Source organism: Chryseobacterium ginsenosidimutans (genome assembly GCF_039536845.1).
In the GTDB taxonomy this organism is placed as follows: Bacteria; Bacteroidota; Bacteroidia; order Flavobacteriales; family Weeksellaceae; genus Chryseobacterium; species Chryseobacterium ginsenosidimutans_B.
This window is the reverse complement of sequence record NZ_BAAAZJ010000010.1, coordinates 22,159-39,093: the sequence shown is the minus strand read 5'-3', so window position 1 is coordinate 39,093 and position 16,935 is coordinate 22,159. Positions and strand designations below refer to the sequence as shown.

The 16,935-nt window shown below is 35.2% G+C and carries 17 protein-coding genes; 8 read left to right on the top strand and 9 right to left on the bottom strand.

Annotated elements, in window-relative coordinates; genetic code table 11:
* Positions 1-4 precede the first annotated feature (4 nt).
* The 7 genes from ABD745_RS12335 to ABD745_RS12305 all read left to right on the top strand — a co-directional run bounded on the left by ABD745_RS12335 (position 5) and on the right by ABD745_RS12305 (position 7,420).
* Positions 5-601, top strand: coding sequence for a hypothetical protein (locus tag ABD745_RS12335; protein WP_344830163.1), 597 nt, complete (start codon positions 5-7; stop codon positions 599-601).
* A 3-nt stretch (positions 602-604) separates the two neighbouring features.
* Entirely contained in the window at positions 605-2,083 is a 1,479-nt protein-coding gene (locus ABD745_RS12330; RefSeq protein ID WP_344830161.1) for a contractile injection system tape measure protein, read from the top strand.
* A gap of 14 nt (positions 2,084-2,097) precedes the next feature.
* Entirely contained in the window at positions 2,098-3,630 is a 1,533-nt protein-coding gene (locus ABD745_RS12325) for an eCIS core domain-containing protein (protein WP_344830160.1), read from the top strand.
* Positions 3,620-4,306 (top strand): hypothetical protein, encoded by a 687-nt coding sequence (locus ABD745_RS12320; protein ID WP_344830158.1) that lies wholly within the window; start codon positions 3,620-3,622, stop codon positions 4,304-4,306. Before ABD745_RS12325 ends, ABD745_RS12320 begins: the two co-directional genes overlap by 11 nt.
* A 106-nt stretch (positions 4,307-4,412) precedes the next feature.
* The gene (locus ABD745_RS12315) at positions 4,413-5,699 is read left to right on the top strand and encodes an ATP-binding protein (protein WP_344830156.1); all 1,287 of its coding nucleotides are present in this window, start codon (positions 4,413-4,415) and stop codon (positions 5,697-5,699) included.
* A 170-nt stretch (positions 5,700-5,869) separates the two neighbouring features.
* Positions 5,870-6,997 carry a lysophospholipid acyltransferase family protein gene (locus tag ABD745_RS12310; RefSeq protein WP_344830154.1) on the top strand — a complete coding sequence of 376 codons (1,128 nt, stop codon included), beginning with the start codon at positions 5,870-5,872 and terminating at the stop codon, positions 6,995-6,997.
* Positions 6,998-7,096: 99 nt separating this feature from the next.
* Entirely contained in the window at positions 7,097-7,420 is a 324-nt protein-coding gene (locus ABD745_RS12305; protein WP_344830151.1) for a hypothetical protein, read from the top strand.
* A 103-nt stretch (positions 7,421-7,523) separates the two neighbouring features.
* Here ABD745_RS12305 and ABD745_RS12300 read toward each other — a convergent pair whose 3' ends face one another.
* The 4 genes from ABD745_RS12300 to ABD745_RS12285 all read right to left on the bottom strand — a co-directional run bounded on the left by ABD745_RS12300 (position 7,524) and on the right by ABD745_RS12285 (position 11,125).
* Positions 7,524-8,345: an alpha/beta fold hydrolase gene (locus ABD745_RS12300; RefSeq protein ID WP_344830148.1), complete on the bottom strand. Its 822-nt coding sequence runs from the start codon at positions 8,343-8,345 to the stop codon at positions 7,524-7,526.
* Positions 8,346-8,558: 213 nt separating this feature from the next.
* The gene (locus tag ABD745_RS12295) at positions 8,559-9,077 is read right to left on the bottom strand and encodes a DsbA family protein (RefSeq protein WP_344830145.1); all 519 of its coding nucleotides are present in this window, start codon (positions 9,075-9,077) and stop codon (positions 8,559-8,561) included.
* Between the two features lie 67 nt (positions 9,078-9,144).
* A complete protein-coding gene (locus ABD745_RS12290; RefSeq protein ID WP_344830142.1) occupies positions 9,145-10,194 on the bottom strand; it encodes a cupin domain-containing protein in 1,050 nt (349 codons plus the stop codon).
* Positions 10,195-10,567: 373 nt separating this feature from the next.
* Entirely contained in the window at positions 10,568-11,125 is a 558-nt protein-coding gene (locus tag ABD745_RS12285; protein WP_344830139.1) for a hypothetical protein, read from the bottom strand.
* A 79-nt stretch (positions 11,126-11,204) separates the two neighbouring features.
* Between ABD745_RS12285 and ABD745_RS12280 the strand changes: the two genes are divergently transcribed.
* Positions 11,205-11,333: a hypothetical protein gene (locus ABD745_RS12280; RefSeq protein WP_344830136.1), complete on the top strand. Its 129-nt coding sequence runs from the start codon at positions 11,205-11,207 to the stop codon at positions 11,331-11,333.
* Positions 11,334-11,460: 127 nt separating this feature from the next.
* Here the strand turns inward: ABD745_RS12280 and ABD745_RS12275 are convergent, their stop codons facing one another.
* The 5 genes from ABD745_RS12275 to ABD745_RS12255 all read right to left on the bottom strand — a co-directional run bounded on the left by ABD745_RS12275 (position 11,461) and on the right by ABD745_RS12255 (position 16,809).
* A complete protein-coding gene (locus tag ABD745_RS12275; RefSeq protein WP_344830133.1) occupies positions 11,461-12,012 on the bottom strand; it encodes an antibiotic biosynthesis monooxygenase in 552 nt (183 codons plus the stop codon).
* A gap of 22 nt (positions 12,013-12,034) precedes the next feature.
* Positions 12,035-13,093, bottom strand: coding sequence for an NADH:flavin oxidoreductase/NADH oxidase (locus ABD745_RS12270; protein WP_344830130.1), 1,059 nt, complete (start codon positions 13,091-13,093; stop codon positions 12,035-12,037).
* Positions 13,094-13,105: 12 nt separating this feature from the next.
* The gene (locus ABD745_RS12265; RefSeq protein ID WP_344830127.1) at positions 13,106-15,313 is read right to left on the bottom strand and encodes a hybrid sensor histidine kinase/response regulator; all 2,208 of its coding nucleotides are present in this window, start codon (positions 15,311-15,313) and stop codon (positions 13,106-13,108) included.
* 258 nt (positions 15,314-15,571) lie between these two features.
* The gene (locus tag ABD745_RS12260) at positions 15,572-16,267 is read right to left on the bottom strand and encodes a LytR/AlgR family response regulator transcription factor (protein ID WP_344830124.1); all 696 of its coding nucleotides are present in this window, start codon (positions 16,265-16,267) and stop codon (positions 15,572-15,574) included.
* A gap of 68 nt (positions 16,268-16,335) precedes the next feature.
* A complete protein-coding gene (locus tag ABD745_RS12255; protein ID WP_344830121.1) occupies positions 16,336-16,809 on the bottom strand; it encodes a Dps family protein in 474 nt (157 codons plus the stop codon).
* Positions 16,810-16,935: the final 126 nt, after the last annotated feature.

Sequence of the window (16,935 nt, the reverse complement as noted above, 5' to 3'; positions counted from 1 at the left end):
TATCATGGCAACAAGAACTCAGGTAGAAGCAAAAATAGCAGGAATAAATGATGGCGGAAATAATACCGCAGCTGAAGTACGCGATGTGCTCAGTAATTTGCTGGATTACACAGAAAATGTACCGTTTCCGTCGGTTCAGGAGATCGAATTTTTCCATTTCTGGACAGACGATAAGCCTGTTTTGGATAAGCTGCAAAACGTTTTATGGTATTCCATAAAAGGCATAAAAGATCAATGGATTAACCTTACTTTTAATATAGAAATTAATAAAACATCAACATCAGCGACTTCCAATGCTTCCAGTAATGTCTACGCTTTTCCGCTGCAGGATAAAGACCTTAAAGTGATAGAATATCTTAAAAATATTGTTCTCCTCAATGAACCGTCAGTTCGGTTTCTGATACCTTACACAACGATGCTGAATGAGCAATTGATAGATTATCCTCTAAGTACAAGCATTTATTTTCAGGAAAATAATATTGTTTTTGATTTCAATAATAATCTGATGATTAAAAATAATTCAGAATTGGGAATTGCGACAGGAAAAGCCACTTCATCTGTTTCATTTCATTATCCTTTTTCCGGTAAAAAATTTAAATAAATTATGCATCTTCTCCAGCAACATATTGTCGATGTTCAGTGCTCTTCTCAGCTTTTGGGGAAAGAGATACAGAATACATTGTCCGATGTTTTAGAGAAAGATTTTTATCCGAAACTGGAAGTTATTTTAGACAAATATTCAATCGAAAATTATGAATGGGAAATAGAAAACATCTCTCTTGATCTGCCGAAAATTTCTCAAAAAAACTGGAAAAAAGAACTTGTAAATCAGACATTATTTAAGATTGAAGAATATCTGAAAGATCATTTTCCGGTGTTGGAATTTAATAAAACCAAAGAAAAATTAGAAAATTTCGGGTTTGAATCACAAGAAAAATTAGCCGAAAATTTATTTTTTGACTATTTAAAAACAGGAATCATTGCCGAAAATTCATACTCGAAAAATATAGACGAAATCGTTGAAGCAATAGAAATCTCAGAACTTTTTATTGAGAAAATTATCAATGTTTTTAATGAAAATAAAACTGCATTAATTAGGTTTTATTTTAATTGTAAAGAATCTTTTAAAGAGAAAGTAAGCGCTGAAATTTTAAAACTTTCGATATCAAGACAACCGATTTCTCAGATATTAAAAGCCTTTTTTAATTCTGAAATTAAATTTTCTTCCATTGAAGAACTGGAAAATTGGTTAGAAAATCAGCAACTTTTCTCTGAAAATAGAAATTTACAAAACAAAAATTTGAAACACAAAGAATCACAAACTAAAGATAACGGGCAAGATGATTTTAATGAAAATTATCAAAAAAATAAGCCATTTAAATCTGATAAAGATGTGGTAAATCAAGAAAATAATTCAAATGAAATTAGCAATGAAAAACTTTCTCTGAATAAGGGGAAAATCCCTGAAAATGACACAGAAAATAGTCTTAACTTTAATGAAACTAATGATCAGAATATGAAAAAAGATCAACCAGATATTCATAAAAATGTAGAGGCAAATATTTCAGAATTACAGATTTCGTCTCTTTATATCGACAATGCAGGTCTTGTTATTCTGCATCCGTTTTTATTAAATCTTTTTCAAAAACTGAATTTGTGCAATAATGAGGTTTGGACTGATAAAGAAAGTCAGCATAAAGCTGTTTTACTAACTCAGTATTTAATTACCGGACAGGAAATTTTCTTTGAAAATGAATTGATTTTAAATAAGCTTATTTGCGGTTTTCCGATTGAAGGTGTGATTAATACCAAGCAAGAAATCAGCAATGAAGAAAAAGAAATTTGCAATGATCTGTTACAGGTGGTTTTAGAATATTGGTCGCTGATGAAAAATTCATCAGTAGAAGCACTCAGAGAAACTTTTTTACAGAGAGCAGGAAAATTATCCCTGTCAGAAGCCCATTCCTGGGAACTGTGGGTGGAAGAAAAAGGAGTAGATGTTTTATTAGCCAGCTTACCTTGGGGAATTGGCATGATTCAGACTCCGTGGATGGACAAATTTTTACATTGCTATTGGAACTAAAAAACAAAAAGATCATGGAAACAGCAAATCTTCAAAAAGAACAGAAAACGTCATCGAAAAAAAAGAATTCAACATTCTTCAAGCCTGCCATTCAAAAAAAACTGAGTGTAGGTTCGGCTAATGACTCTTACGAAGTGGAAGCAGATCAGGTTGCAGACAAAGTGATGAAAATGTCTGAGCCTTCTCCACACATTACTCATACCGGAGCATTAGTCCAAAGAAAATGTGCCCATTGTGAGCAGGAAGAAAATCTTCAGATGAAACCTTTGGCGGAAACTATTACTCCATTGATTCAGCGTTCATCAAAAGAAAGTTTAGGAGAATCTCATGCTCCAAATCATATTGAAAGTCAGATAAGTTCCCATAAAGGAAACGGAAGCAGCATGGATAGCGGAACTAAAAACTTCATGGAAAACCGTTTCGGAACAGATTTTTCAAGTGTGAAAATACATACAGGAAGTGAAGCTGTACAAATGAGCCGAGAACTTAATGCACAGGCTTTTGCGGTGGGAAATGATATTTATTTTAATGAAGGAAAGTATAGTCCCAATTCTGATTCAGGGAAACATTTACTGGCGCATGAGTTGACGCATACCATACAGCAAAATAAATTATCTCAAATATCTGCAAAACGTATTCAGCGTACTGTAAATACTTGGGGTGGAACATGGGATACAGACCAGTACGATTTAGTGACTCCAGCTACAGCAGCAGGAAGCAGAGGTGTGGATATTAAACTTAAATTTACACCCAATGCAAATGTAAATGCAGAAATGATTGGGCTTACTCAAACTGTACAAGGCATTATTGGAGGAGCTACTGCGCTTACTCCTGCTGCGGCAACCCGTGCTATTTCTGCTACAGATGCGATCAGCATCAATACAGGAACAGGTGAAACAGATGAAGGAACTGCTATCGACAGAGCATCAGGATATAATAACCCGATTTATCCCGTGAGTAATGCAGCAAGTGCATCACTCGACGATGCAACTGTTTCGGCCGGTTGGGGACAACACGGATGGAGATATACTGATGCTTCCGGGACTTTACAAACACAGGATGGTAAGCTAAATGATTCACCACGCCGATCAAATGCACAAGCGAATGCAAGACATATTTTTGAGACTACGGCATTGGCTACACGGGGTGCACAATCAGGTTTTTATTACGGATCTGTACGTTGGGGATGGAGAACAGACAGTGCAGGTGCATTTTCCAAAATACCTTTAGCAGTTGTCTCACAGGGTGCACCTTCTTCTACTTTTTTTAAAGCTGCTGAAAACTGGAATCCCGGAAGTTCTTCCACAGGAGCAGGTAATGTTGATCTACCCATCATAGATGTACAAGTTACTACAGTATCTATCACTCAGCAATTATCTGCAAGTGTTTTTGGTCCGCCAATTACTTTACCGGCAGGTACAAGAGTAAGATATGTACCCAATATTCCTTATATCAACCCCAAAATAGAAGTTGTAGACGGTCCTCATACAGGAATTACCATAGAAATATTACCATCAGATATGGCAAATATAAGAGATGAAAGATAGAAATAAGTACATTATTTTTTTATTTATGCTGATAATTACAGAATGCCAATCATATAAAAATATATATATGCAAGATACAATCGACAAAATAGCTAATCAAATTACTGAAACAAACTATGACCGACTTTTCTTTTCAGGAAATTATAATCTGATAGATTCCTTATGGAAAAATGGGGAAAATAAAAATGTATTGACGGAAATAGCGGAAAGTGAAAAGTATGATAATCATACACGTCTATTGGTTTCTGAAATATTATTTAATAAAGAAAAAGAATACTTTAGAACGAAGGTTTTTGACTCTTTAGCAAGTGTTTACGCTAAAGCAATGATATTTGCAACAGATGAAGGAAACACCAGACTATCAGGAAATTTATGGGGTTTTATGTATTATTCGGATCAAAACAATATTTCTGATTATGGAATCTTGGGTGAACGTCTGATAATTTTAGGTAATAAGGTCCTTCCGTATTTAGAAAAACTTCTGGATAATGAAGATATTATTTTATATGAAGGAAGTCAGGATGCAACCCTTGGTAATAGTTTGAAATACAGAGTGAAAGACACAGCAGCTTATTATATAGGTAAAATTTTGAAAATTCAGGTTAATTTTTTTGAAAATTTTGAAAGAAGAGATGCTGAAATTGAACGATTAAAAAGTGTTTTAAGAAAAAAATAATCTTTAAGAGATATTTTGAGCCCTCCTTAAGTATCAGATATGATAAATCTATATTATTTTGATCATAAACAGGAAAAACTTAGTAAATCATAAATATTTTAATAATATGCCTTTCCAGAATCTAAAATCATATATACTTCAGAAATTTACTCCTTTTGTGGAAGAAGAAGAAAGCTATGATTTTAAAAATACTTTTTCGGAAATTCTAAAAAAAGAAACAACGCACGAAGAAGCTGTAATTTTATTATTAGCATTAGTTCCTCATGTATTGCCAAACTTTTTTGATGATATTATTAAAGAGCTTCATCCCGAAGGAGGAGAATTTCCGGAATTGGGAGGTATTCGGTTAGAAAATCACAGAGGAATGTTACCAACCGGAGAAACTGCACAATATCTCTTAGCAAAGGAAAATATCGAAAAGCGTTTAAAAATTCAGCAGTTTTTCGAAACATCTCACTGGTTTTTCAAAGAACAGGTTATTACTATAGATTCTGTAAAAGAAGGAGAACCTTTAATGAGCGGAAGACTTATTTTAAAATCTGAAACTGTACATTTATTATTATACGGAGAAAAGTTAAAGCCGAAATTCAGTCCTGATTTTCCGGCTAAAGAGGTTTCAACCCAATTAGAATGGCATGATTTGGTGGTAAATACAACTATTCAGAATCAAATTTATCAAATGAGACTTTGGGTAAAGCATCATAAGACTTTACGGGAAAGCTGGGGAATGGGAAAACATCTTCTTCCGGGATACAGAGCCTTGTTCTATGGTCCTTCGGGAACGGGGAAAACTCTTACGGCAACTTTATTAGGTAAAGAATTTCAGCGTGAAGTATATCGTATTGATTTATCACAGGTAGTTTCTAAATACATTGGAGAAACGGAAAAAAATCTTGAAAAAATCTTTACCCAGGCAGAAAACAAAAACTGGATATTGATTTTTGATGAAGCAGATGCCTTGTTTGGAAAACGTACTCAGACCAAATCTTCAAATGACCGGTATGCAAATCAGGAGGTGAGTTATTTGCTTCAAAGAGTAGAAAATTTTAATGGATTGATTATTCTTACCACAAATTTTAAAAATAATATTGATGATGCTTTTCTGAGACGATTCAATTGTTTAGTGAGTTATAATAAACCTGATGCAGACGACAGATTTCTATTATGGCAAAAAATGATTCCGGCAAATATTACCTTAGAAAATCCTGATATTTTACATACAATTGCCACAAATTATGATCTAACCGGAGCCCAAATTGTTTCTGTCATTACTTACGCTTGCTTACAGGCAATTGAAGAAAAAGAATCTGTTCTTAAAAGTGTTTTTCTATTAAAAGGTATAGAAACTGAATACCAGAAAGAAGAAAAAACATTTAATCATTTATCAATTTAATCCTTCTTATTAAAAAGCTAAATAAATCATCCGGAATTATATACATTTTAAGAAAAAAAATATGCTGAATTTTAATCATTAAATTACAAAAGTGCAATTATAAGATCCATTATCGGATGTAGTCAATAATTTTTTGTTCTTTTGCAAATCGTTTAATATTAAATAAGAATATGTCGAAGTTTGATGAGATCAGACCTTTTTACGATCATGAAGTTAGTGATGCTTTACAAAGTATAACTAAACATCCGATGATGAAGGCATTAATGCAGTTTACTTTTCCCGATCGCAATGAGGAATTTTGGCTTAATCAATTTAAGAATATCAATTCAATAAGTGATTTTCAGCATCGTTGTATTTCGCAGACCGTTCGTCAAATTTTGAAACAGAGCTCAGAAGGCTTAAGTACATCAGGATTCGATAAGTTGGATAAAAATACGGCGTATCTATTCATATCCAATCACAGAGATATTGTTTTGGATACCTCACTGCTTAATTTAGTGTTGCTTGATCGGGGATTTATCATGACTTCTTCTGCAATCGGAGATAATCTTGTTCAAAAAACATTTCTGCATGTATTGGCGAAATTGAACCGTAATTTTTTAGTTCAAAGAGGATTACCTCTTCGTGATCAACTGAGTAGTTCAAAGATCATGTCTGAATATATCTATAATTTATTACAGAAAGAAAACCGTTCTGTATGGATTGCGCAACGTGAAGGCCGTACCAAAGATGGAAATGATGCAACACAGCAAGGTGTTTTGAAGATGTTGGCAATGGCAGCAGGAGATCAGCCGTTAACGGATTTTTTTAAAACGCTCAAAATAGTTCCGTTATCCATTTCATATGAATATGATCCAACGGACGCTCTTAAAATGCCGCAAGCAATGGCAAAATCCAAAAATGAAGTCTATATTAAAGATCAGGATGAAGATTTTAAAACAATGCTGAGTGGAGTATTGGGGCAAAAAAAACGTATTCATTTGCATGCAGGTGAGGTTTTGGATGTCGAGTTTGATGAGATTGCATCAAAAACCGAAAACAAAAACAAACAATTACAGGCAATCTCACAAATCATCGATGACTCTATTATTCAAAACTATAAGCTTTGGCCGACCAAGTTCATTGCTTATGATATATTGCATGGAACCACTCAATATTCTGAACATTATACAGAGGACGAAAAAATGCTGTTTGAACGAAGAATGGAAATGCGCATCGATATCTCAGATTCTGTTTTAAAACAGAGTTTTTTAGCAATGTATGCCAATCCGGTGATTAATAAAATGAAATATCAGTAAAATTTTGTATTGTTAAAATGTGGTACTGGTAAGGTACTTACAACCTATATTTATTTTTTAGTGGCAAGTAATTTGTTTATGTTAAAATAAATAAACAGTATGAATAATAAAGTAAAAGTAGCATTAGCTTTAATCGCAGGCGGGACTTTGATTCTTGCGGGTTTAAGAAGAAAAAAGCGTGAAAAACTAAAAATTTTTACTGCGCCGGACGGAAATAAATATAAAGAAAATCAAATTTATCGTACGTTTGATAATCAACTTTATAAAAACGGGAAGCATATCCATTTTAATACTCCGGAAACAGAGCCGGAAAATCATTCCTCAGGTAATTATTACAATGGAAGTACAGGTAATTTCTCTAAAAATAATCTAAGCAATAATAAAAATACCAGTTATCATCAAAAAGGTAACCGACATCAATAAAATTCAAAGGTTGGGCTTTTAACCTGTCTTTTCTTTAAACTAAAACGGCATCCGTAGATTTCTACCAATGCCGTTTAATTTAATAGTCTTACCTATTAGTATCTTAAGATTCAATAAACTCCAAAAGATCTTTATTAATAATATCTGCGTGAGTTGTCGGCATTCCGTGAGGGAAACCCGGATAAGTGATTATTTTTCCGTTTTTCAATAATTTAATTGATTTTAATCCTGCGTTTTGGTAAGGAACAATCTGGTCATCTTCTCCGTGAAGAACCAAAACAGGAATAGCAACGGCTTTTAAATCTTCTCTGAAATCAGTTTCAGAAAATGCTTTGATACCGTCATAGTGAGCAACAATACCTCCCATCATTCCCTGTCTCCACCAGTTTCTCTGGATTCCCTCTTTCACATCTGCACCTTCTCTGTTGTATCCGTAGAAAGGGAAAGTCAGGTCGATGTAAAACTGTTGTCTGTTGTTTAATGTCTGATCTCTGATGCCATCAAAAACTTCCATTGGAACTCCATCAGGATTGCTGTCGCTTTTTACCATAATTGGAGGAACTGCACTGATTAAAACTGCTTTTTTAGCTCTTCCGTTGGCATATTTGTTAACATAACGGATTACTTCACCACCACCCGTTGAATGTCCGATATGAACCACGTCTTTCAGGTCAAGGAATTCTACCAGTTCAGCTGCATCAGAAGCATATTGTTCAATGGTGTGATTGTAAATGTCCTGGCTGGAACGACCGTGACCTCTTCTGTCGTGGGCAATTACCCTGTAACCTCTCTGTAAGAAGAAAATGACCTGTGCATCCCAATCGTCTGATGATAAAGGCCACCCGTGGTGAAACATCAACACTGGTCCTTGTCCCTGATCTTTGTAGAAAATCTCTGTTCCGTCTTTTAATTTTAATGTACTCATAGCTTGATTTTTTTAATGTTTGTGATTAATTTATTTAATGTTATTTTGTTGTCTTAATTCTTTAGCAAATGTATTGCATTGAAATCGAATTGATGTTAATCTAGTTTAATATCGTTCGCTTTGATAAAAAAATATTGTATAATTTTATTTGGACAGCTTAGAACTTTGTTCGTAAACTTCGATAAAAGCCTTCGTTTTTTTCTCGTTTATGCATTAAGAAACTGTATTTTCATTCAAAAGTTGGAGAAGATCTTCTGCACCTCCGTTGAATTTTTTCCCATTCACGAAAAAAGAAGGTGTTCCGTTCACGCCGCTGATGATTCCGCTTTTAAAATCGGCATCTATTTTATCAGCTAATTCGGTATTTTCAATATCTGTTTTGAATTGAGGAATATTTAAGTTTAATTTTTCTGCCAGTTTCATCAAGAAATTTTCATTTAGTTCTTGCTGATTTTCATAGATTGCATCGTGCATTTCCCAGAATTTTCCTTGAAGATTTGCCGCTTCTGCTGCGAGAGCCGCAGGTCTTGCATATTGATGCATTTCGGATAACGGGAAATTTCTGAAAACGAATTTTACCTGACTTCCGAATTGGCTCATCAATTCTTTTAGAACCGGATAAGCCGCTCTACAATATGGACATTGATAATCTCCATATTCTACAATGACTAAATCTGCATTTGAATTGCCTTGTGTATGGTCAGTATTACTGACTGTTGGTTTTAATGACATAGTTATTTTGTTTTAAGTATTATTTTATAATTTGAATGAGAAAGTATTTGTCAAAAGATAACCGATATCAAAGTCTATATTCAGGTTGAATAAATATTTTCTTTGCAGGAAATTTTTCTATTTCGCCTTTTTTTAATCCGAAATTGGTTACAATAACATCTTTCGGATTTCCAGCCAACCATTCGCTCAAATCAATAGATTCGTAAACGCCATTATTAAATCCAATTAAAACTTTACAAACCGTATCTCCTGTATTTTTAATGTAATGTCCTGCTCCCATTGGAACATAACCGACATCTCCCGCATTGAATTGTTCTGTAACCACCGTTCCTTCCGCTAAGAAAACCGACATTTCTGCCTGACCGGAAATAAAATATTGCCATTCGTCTGCATTCGGATGCCAGTGCATTTCTCTCAAAGCGCCGGGTTGTAACTCCAGAACAGAACCTGCCATTGTTTTGCTGATAGGAAATTCTTTACTCGTAACCAATCTCTGCAAACCTCCTCCCGGAATAATTCTCGGTTGTTGAGAATGCAAAGGATAACGGTGAAAACTGGTCAGTTCTATATCAGATTCTTCAGGACGGGCTGCTGCTGAAAATGATAATTCATCGGGAACGATACCCGCAGCGAAATAGGCTTCTTTTTGTGGCAACGCTGCAACTTCTTCAAGGGTTAAACCTAAATTCTGAGCAACAATTTCAGGAGGCATGCTTGATATAAAATCTGTAACACTGAATGTATGATCTTCAGAAAAATTTCCATTATCAAAAATCAAAATAAAATGAGATTCTTCTGTTCCTGTAGCCTGAATAGAATGACCATAGCCTTTTGGAAAATACCAAACATCACCCGGCTCAAAATTATCTGTATAACTTTTACCATCAGGATGAATAATCGTCGTACGAACTGTTCCGGAAATAACGTAAGCCCATTCTGCTGCGTTGGCATGCCAATGTAATTCTCTCATGCTTCCCGGCTGCAATCTCATAGAAACCCCTGCAATACCAACAGAAGCAGGAAAGTCTTTTACAGAAGCTCCTCTTGTCGTTCCACCGTCGTTGGTGCGGGGTTCTTTTTTTTCTAATTCGTATCTAAAGTTTAATTCGGTGTTCATAGTATTATTTTTTAGGTTTGATATTAGATTTTGTCTTTATTTCTATTGTAAAACTACTTCGGAATCAGGTTTTTTTGAAGTATCATTCGGCGAATGGGCAAAAAGGATCGTTGAGGATTAAAAAGAAATAGTTGATGAGTTGATTTGTTATCTAAGATAGTGGAGTTTTTTTACTTTTATTTAAGCTAAACATATAATTGATCTTAAAAAACTTGTTTAAACGAGAGTTGCTTTGTTTTAAACAAGTTGCGGGAAACAAAATACAAAGTTGATTAGTTTTAACAGATTGTTTCGAGCAAAAAAAAGCTTTTATTATCATAAAAAAATCACTGGAAAACTCCAATGACTTAATGTAGGTTATATATTGTTAGATTTAAAAAGGTTGATTGTATTTTCCTGTCAACGCTTTGTTTTCGATACTTTTAGCAAAGTTTGGTGTTTCTTCATGATTATGTGCATCGGAAGCAGATTGTCTTGAAGCCGCAGCATCTGCAAGGTTAACTCCGTGTTCTTTCAGATATTCAAACATTTCAGGTGTTGCAGTTGCGTGGATTTCGTTGGTGTAAAGTGTTGTGTTGTCATCGATTTTTGTAGCTTTCAGTTCCCATAAAACCTGAACTTTTGTACGTCCGCCTTTAGTAATAGAATCAGAGATTGATAACATACGACAGTAATCAGGACGGTGAACAACAGCAACATAATGTTGTACCATCAGTGCATCTCCAATTGTTTCAACATTTAATGATACCGGTTCGCCATCATAGGTTGAAGAAATAGCAGCTCCGATATGCTGAGTTGAACAACGTTGATATTCGGCATCCGGAAGGTTTAATAACCAATCTGCAATGTTAACTTTTTCGATGGGTGCATTAATGATTGCAGTTACTGTTGAGTGAGATAATGCGTTTTCTGGGGTTTGTAGAATTTCCATAATTGTTTGGTTTAAATTGTTTGTATTATTTGATGATGTAAATCTACAACCAGCTCATTTTAAAATCAATTGCCGTTCGATGAACAGGCAGAAAATGTCGTTGAATGTGGGTGAAAAACTTATTGATGAAACTAAAGAAAGTAATAATGAATTTATGATATCTAAAATAAATCTTGTACATAAAGTTTGTCATTCCGTAGGAATCTAAGTTATCTTCAAATACTTAGTTGAGAGTCCTACGGAATGACAAATCTTAAAAATAAAGTTATTATAAATGAAAAAAATCACTAAATTTTTCCAGTGATTTATGGTTTGTCGGTTTATATAAATCCAAATTATTTATACAGCCATTTTTTGATCAGTTTTGTATAATTCGGCATTACTGCAAATACCATCAGAAATACAATGAAACCTGAATTAATTAAGCCATCGGAATAATGGTTTTCAGGAATTTTCAAAAATCTTAAAAAAGGCAGTACGAGTAAAGGAATCAACAATGATAACGGGTAAATAGCAGACCAGGTTACGAGAAACTGTTTCCAGCGTACAGGAACTTTATTCCCTTCATTTTCGGTAGTAAAAAGGAAATCCAAACCGGACTTTATCTGATAATTGTCATTTTTTCGGAATAGAGGATTCGCTTTTTCAATTAATTTTTTTCTGTCATCAGATTCCATCCAGTTTTTAAGATGACTGATGGTGTCAAATCGGATAATAACGGTATAAACAAAGGTTAAATCAGGAATCGGACGTACAATCTGCAAATCGATAAAACCTTCAGAATGTTTCGTGATGGGAACGATTTCGTCTAACCATTTTTCGTATTCCTGTCGTTTTCCGTCCAAAATATGGTGGGTAATAACGACAGATGCGCCTTGATTTTCCATAACTGATGTTTTTTGTTTAGACTTAAAAAGCTCTTTTATACTGCCACGGAATTTCTATTTCAATATCTAATTCTTTAGCAGAATGAATGGCGAAATAGGGATCGCGTAAATGCTCTCTTGCAATAATAATTAAATCTGCTTCTTCATTTAAAATAATATCATTCGCCTGTTGGGCTTCTGTAATCATTCCGACAGCTCCTGTCAGAATTCCTGTCTGCTCTTTAATAGCTTTTGCAAACGGAACCTGATAACCTGGGAAAACCCTGTCTTTGCTCACATTGGTAAATCCGCCACCGGAAGCAGTGATAAAATCTACACCATTTTCTTTTAGTATTTTTGAAAGGGAAATGCTGTCTTCCAAGGTCCAGGCTTCTTCAGATTCGATGTAATCAACAGCTGAAATCCTTACCAGTAAAGGCATCGATTCCGGAATTGCTTTTCTGATCTCCTGAACGGTTTCTACTAAAAAACGGATTCTGTTTTCAAAGCTTCCACCATATTCGTCCTGCCTTTTATTGATAACTGCGGAATAAAACTGGTGAAATAAATATCCGTGTCCTGCGTGTAATTCAATTGTATCAAAACCTGCATCCACAGCACGGAACGCCGCCTGAACGAATTTAACTTTCAACTCGTGAATTTCAGGAATGGTTAATTCTTCTGCGAAAACACCGTTAAAATCTCTTGCGGAAGAAGATTTTATCGTCCATCCGCCTTCTTCCTCGCTGAGCGGTTTCATCCGTTCATTAGGATGTTTCAGGCTTCCTTTTCCTCCGGAATGCCATAGCTGGATTCCTATTTTGGCGTCCTGTTCGTGAACGAAATCCACAATGTTTTTCCACGCATTTTTTTGTTCTTCGTTCCAGATTCCGACATCATTTAATGTAGCCAATCCTTCGGGAGAAACGGCTGTACATTCGGTAAGGATTAAACCTGCACCACCAACGGCACGGCTGCCTAAATGTACAAGATGCCAATTTCCGGGAACTCCGTTTTTTGCGCTGTACTGCTGCATTGGAGATACTGTTATCCTGTTTTTTAATGTAAGGCTGCGAAGTTGTATAGGAGAAAATAAGTTCATTTTTCTAAATTTTTAAAGTGATTTTGAAAATTCCTCTGTTTCGGAAACAGCTTGTGAAATAATGTTTTTTACATCTTCTAAAATTGTTTCTGCTGTTGGATTTTCTTCCGTTGTCATTTCAAGCGTATCCAGTTTTTCCTGTAGCAATGGAAGCAATCCCATTATTGCAACACTGGATTTGAGATCGTGTGCACGTAATTTTACGGTTGTAAAATCTTTATTTCGATAAGCTGTAATCAGTTGTTGCAGGTGATGAGGAACGTTATCGATAAACTGCTGACTGACAATTTTTTCAAAACTCTTATCACCACCGCTTACCGACTGCATATAAGTGAGGTCGATATATTGATAAACAGGTAATTTTTCTTCAATTTTTAATCCATTATTGTTTCCTTCCTTCAATCCGAAATTTGAAATCAGTTTGAAAAGCTCTTCTTCTTTTATCGGTTTTGAGATATATTCGTTCATTCCGCGGCTCAGACATTTTTCTCTTTCACCAGCTAAAGCATGCGCTGTCATGGCAATGATCGGAATATTTAATTTCAGTTCTTCCCGAATTTGTTGAGTAGCGGCATAACCGTCCATTTGTGGCATTTGAATATCCATTAAAACAAGGTCGCAATCATTTTTTCGAAGATATTCTACAGCTTCCAAACCATTAGATGCAGTTTCAAAATCGATATTCCATTGTAACAGCAAATGCTTCATCAAACTTTGATTGATCGTATTGTCATCTACTACCAAAACGCGCAAAGGTGTATTCGATTTATCTTTGAAATAATGGGTATCAACAACAGGAATCACATTAAGCTGCTCTTTTGCAATCCCATAAGGAATGTAAAAATGAAAAGTCGTTCCTTTTCCCTGTTCGCTCGTTACTTCAATATCACCTTTTTGCAGCAGAATCAAGCTTTTCACAATCGATAAGCCTAAACCTGTCCCTCCATAATTTCGTGTCGTAGAATCTTCACCTTGATTAAATCTTTCAAAAACTTCATTCAGTTTTTCTTTATCAATTCCGATTCCTGTATCTGAAACTTTGAAGCCGATAATGACTTCGTTGTCAGATTGCTGTTTATTGTAAATTTCGATATTAATGCTTCCTTGGTGTGTAAATTTGATGGCATTTCCTATGAGGTTGACCAAAATTTGTGTCAGTCTGGTTGCATCACCTGTTAATGTATCCGGAATTGAGGTCTCAACTTTGCTGGAAATCGTCAATCCTTTTTCTTTAGCTCGTTCTATAAAAAATGTTTCTACAGAATTCACTAAACCATTGATACTGAATATTCCGGGTGTGATGCGCATCATTCCGGCTTCGATTTTAGATAAATCAAGAATATCATTAATAATCGCCATTAAATTTTCTCCCGACCGCTGAATTGAAGAGACAAACTCTGTGGAAGTTGCATCCAAAGGTCTTTTTTGTAATAAATTGGTAAAGCCCAGAATTCCACTCAAAGGTGTTCTGATTTCGTGGCTCATATTGGCAAGAAAATTTTCTTTGGTTTGTGCTGCAACTGAAGCTTTTTTCTCTGCGACATCCAATTCCTCTATCAATAATCGTTGTCTGCTGAACTGGCGAAGGATGTGATAACCGACAATTGCACCGCTTAAGATTAATAAAATCAATAGAGAAATATCATACAATCTTGCTTTCTGTCCCATTTCCTCGCTTCGTTTACTGAGCCCAACCATATGTAATCTTCTGCTTTCATATATTTTAGCGGTAATACTTGTGATTTCATTCGAAATTTTTCTCGCTCGTGGATTGGCAATCGAAGTCTGATCGTCCATATTTCCTAAAGAAAGGTAACGATGCAGTAATTTTTCTTTCGTTGTTTTCTTTTCCATAGCAAGAATACTGAGACGGTGTATCAATCGCTCTTCTTCGGTATCAGCATTGTCTTTTGAAAGCGAATCGAGAAAGTTTTCTATCTGATTTATCTTTTGGTCGATACCTTCCAGATGTGTTGTGTCATTGGTTGCGATTGATGCTCTGATTCTGCTTTCAACACCCAATATATCACGGTCGATTTCTCTTAAATGATTACTTGAACGTAACTCGTTTAAAAGTCTGTTGTTGTTTTGAATAAGTTCTTTGGTGTTTTTGGCTGAATTGATTTGTATAGCTATCAATAGGAGAGAACCCGCAATGAAGGCGATTATAATAAAATAACTAAATCGTTTGTTGCCCATTACAGAAGATGTATTTATCATAAATGAATATGTTCTTTTTTATTATAGAGTTTGTCATTCTGTAGGAATCTAAGCAATGACTTAAAACTGAATTTCTAAAAAATAAGTCTGGATTCCCACGGAATGACAAATATTGTGTTAAATTCTAATGTCTAAACTTGCGTGGCGCAGCCCGGCTTGAGTGGAAATCCTTTTTTAAAATGGGAAAAGCTTTGGCAAAAAAGATTGGGAACGGAAGACGGATTAAGCTGCCCGAATAATAAATAAGCTTGATGAGATTTAAAAAACATTCATTCTGCTGTTGAGCGCCTTTCGATACGCATCTGCAACGGGAATGAATTTTCCGTTTATCATAATTCCGCCGTCCTGCACCGTGTCAATTTTGCCGACAGAAACGATGTAGGAGCGATGAACTCTGATGAAATTATCTTTTGGAAGACGTTCTTCCGCTGTTTTCATCTTGCCGTGGATAGCAAACATTTTTTCCCGAGTGTAGAATTTCACATAATCGCCCATTGCTTCAGCATAAAAAATATCATCCAGCTTCAAACGCCTTGTAATATTGGAATCCCGGACAAAAAGGAACTCATCTTTGGTAACCTCTACATTTTCTTTTCTGCTGTCGATAATTGCCTGAGCCTTGCTTACTGCCTGTAAAAATCTCGCAGGCATCACCGGTTTCAGGATGTAATCTGCAATATTCAGTTCGAAAGCTTCGAGTGCATATTCTTTGTTGGAAGAGGTGAAAATGATGATGGTATCTTTCCCCGAAAGGTTTTTTGTGAGTTCAATTCCTGTCATTTCCGGCATTTCGATATCCAAAAATATCAAGTCTACCTGATTGGTCTGCAGATGATTATAAGCCTCTATTGCATTAGAATATTCGTTGATAATCGTAAGATTCGGAACTTGTTTTGCCAGATGTACCAAAGTTGTTCTTGCAATATCATTATCATCAACGATTAAAGCTTTCATAGGGATAGTTATTTATGGTTGACACAAATATAATTATTCCTTTTTGTTTTTCATATTTTTGAAGTCTATTATCTGAAATATGAACGGATCATCCAAGCCATTTCTTCGTGGGTTTCCATCAGGCCTGTAATGAAATCGCTGGTGCCATAATCTTTGTATTTTTCCGCAAAAGGAGTGATATTTCCTCGGAGAAATTCGATGATGCTTTCATGATCGGCAAGTAAGTCTTTCATAAAGCCAAGACCGTCATTCGTTCTTTCGCTGTATTCTGTAAGATGCGTTAATTCCAGATAAATTTTCATTGTTGCAGGTGCATAATGTCCGATTTTTCGCATACGTTCTGCAACACTGTCGATCAATTCGTCTAATTGTTTGTATTGTTCTTCGAAGAAAATATGGTTGGCGTGGAAATTGTCGCCAGTGACGTTCCAGTGTGCATTTCTGGTTTTGGTGTACAATACAAATTCGTCAGCTAATAATTTTGCTAATTCTGCAGCAACTGCGTCTGCGTTTGTTTCTGTAATTCCGATTTTTGCTTTCATAATGATATGATTTTTAGTTTTAAAGCTTTATTGCTCTTTTTCTGATGTAAAGATCAGTCGGAAATCTATAAAATTGATTGAATTTTCGGTGAATAGGCAAAATAGATCGTTGAGTTGAGTCGAGAT

Coding starts and splice junctions, on each gene's coding strand:
- ABD745_RS12270 (WP_344830130.1), bottom strand. CDS start 13,093: ATGAACTTATTTTCTCCTATACAACTTCGCAGCCTTACATTAAAAAAC.
- ABD745_RS12265 (WP_344830127.1), bottom strand. CDS start 15,313: ATGATAAATACATCTTCTGTAATGGGCAACAAACGATTTAGTTATTTT.
- ABD745_RS12295 (WP_344830145.1), bottom strand. CDS start 9,077: ATGTCATTAAAACCAACAGTCAGTAATACTGACCATACACAAGGCAAT.
- ABD745_RS12275 (WP_344830133.1), bottom strand. CDS start 12,012: ATGGAAAATCAAGGCGCATCTGTCGTTATTACCCACCATATTTTGGAC.
- ABD745_RS12305 (WP_344830151.1), top strand. CDS start 7,097: ATGAATAATAAAGTAAAAGTAGCATTAGCTTTAATCGCAGGCGGGACT.
- ABD745_RS12320 (WP_344830158.1), top strand. CDS start 3,620: ATGAAAGATAGAAATAAGTACATTATTTTTTTATTTATGCTGATAATT.
- ABD745_RS12330 (WP_344830161.1), top strand. CDS start 605: ATGCATCTTCTCCAGCAACATATTGTCGATGTTCAGTGCTCTTCTCAG.
- ABD745_RS12315 (WP_344830156.1), top strand. CDS start 4,413: ATGCCTTTCCAGAATCTAAAATCATATATACTTCAGAAATTTACTCCT.
- ABD745_RS12335 (WP_344830163.1), top strand. CDS start 5: ATGGCAACAAGAACTCAGGTAGAAGCAAAAATAGCAGGAATAAATGAT.
- ABD745_RS12280 (WP_344830136.1), top strand. CDS start 11,205: ATGAACAGGCAGAAAATGTCGTTGAATGTGGGTGAAAAACTTATTGAT.
- ABD745_RS12260 (WP_344830124.1), bottom strand. CDS start 16,267: ATGAAAGCTTTAATCGTTGATGATAATGATATTGCAAGAACAACTTTG.
- ABD745_RS12300 (WP_344830148.1), bottom strand. CDS start 8,345: ATGAGTACATTAAAATTAAAAGACGGAACAGAGATTTTCTACAAAGAT.
- ABD745_RS12325 (WP_344830160.1), top strand. CDS start 2,098: ATGGAAACAGCAAATCTTCAAAAAGAACAGAAAACGTCATCGAAAAAA.
- ABD745_RS12310 (WP_344830154.1), top strand. CDS start 5,870: ATGTCGAAGTTTGATGAGATCAGACCTTTTTACGATCATGAAGTTAGT.
- ABD745_RS12255 (WP_344830121.1), bottom strand. CDS start 16,809: ATGAAAGCAAAAATCGGAATTACAGAAACAAACGCAGACGCAGTTGCT.
- ABD745_RS12285 (WP_344830139.1), bottom strand. CDS start 11,125: ATGGAAATTCTACAAACCCCAGAAAACGCATTATCTCACTCAACAGTA.
- ABD745_RS12290 (WP_344830142.1), bottom strand. CDS start 10,194: ATGAACACCGAATTAAACTTTAGATACGAATTAGAAAAAAAAGAACCC.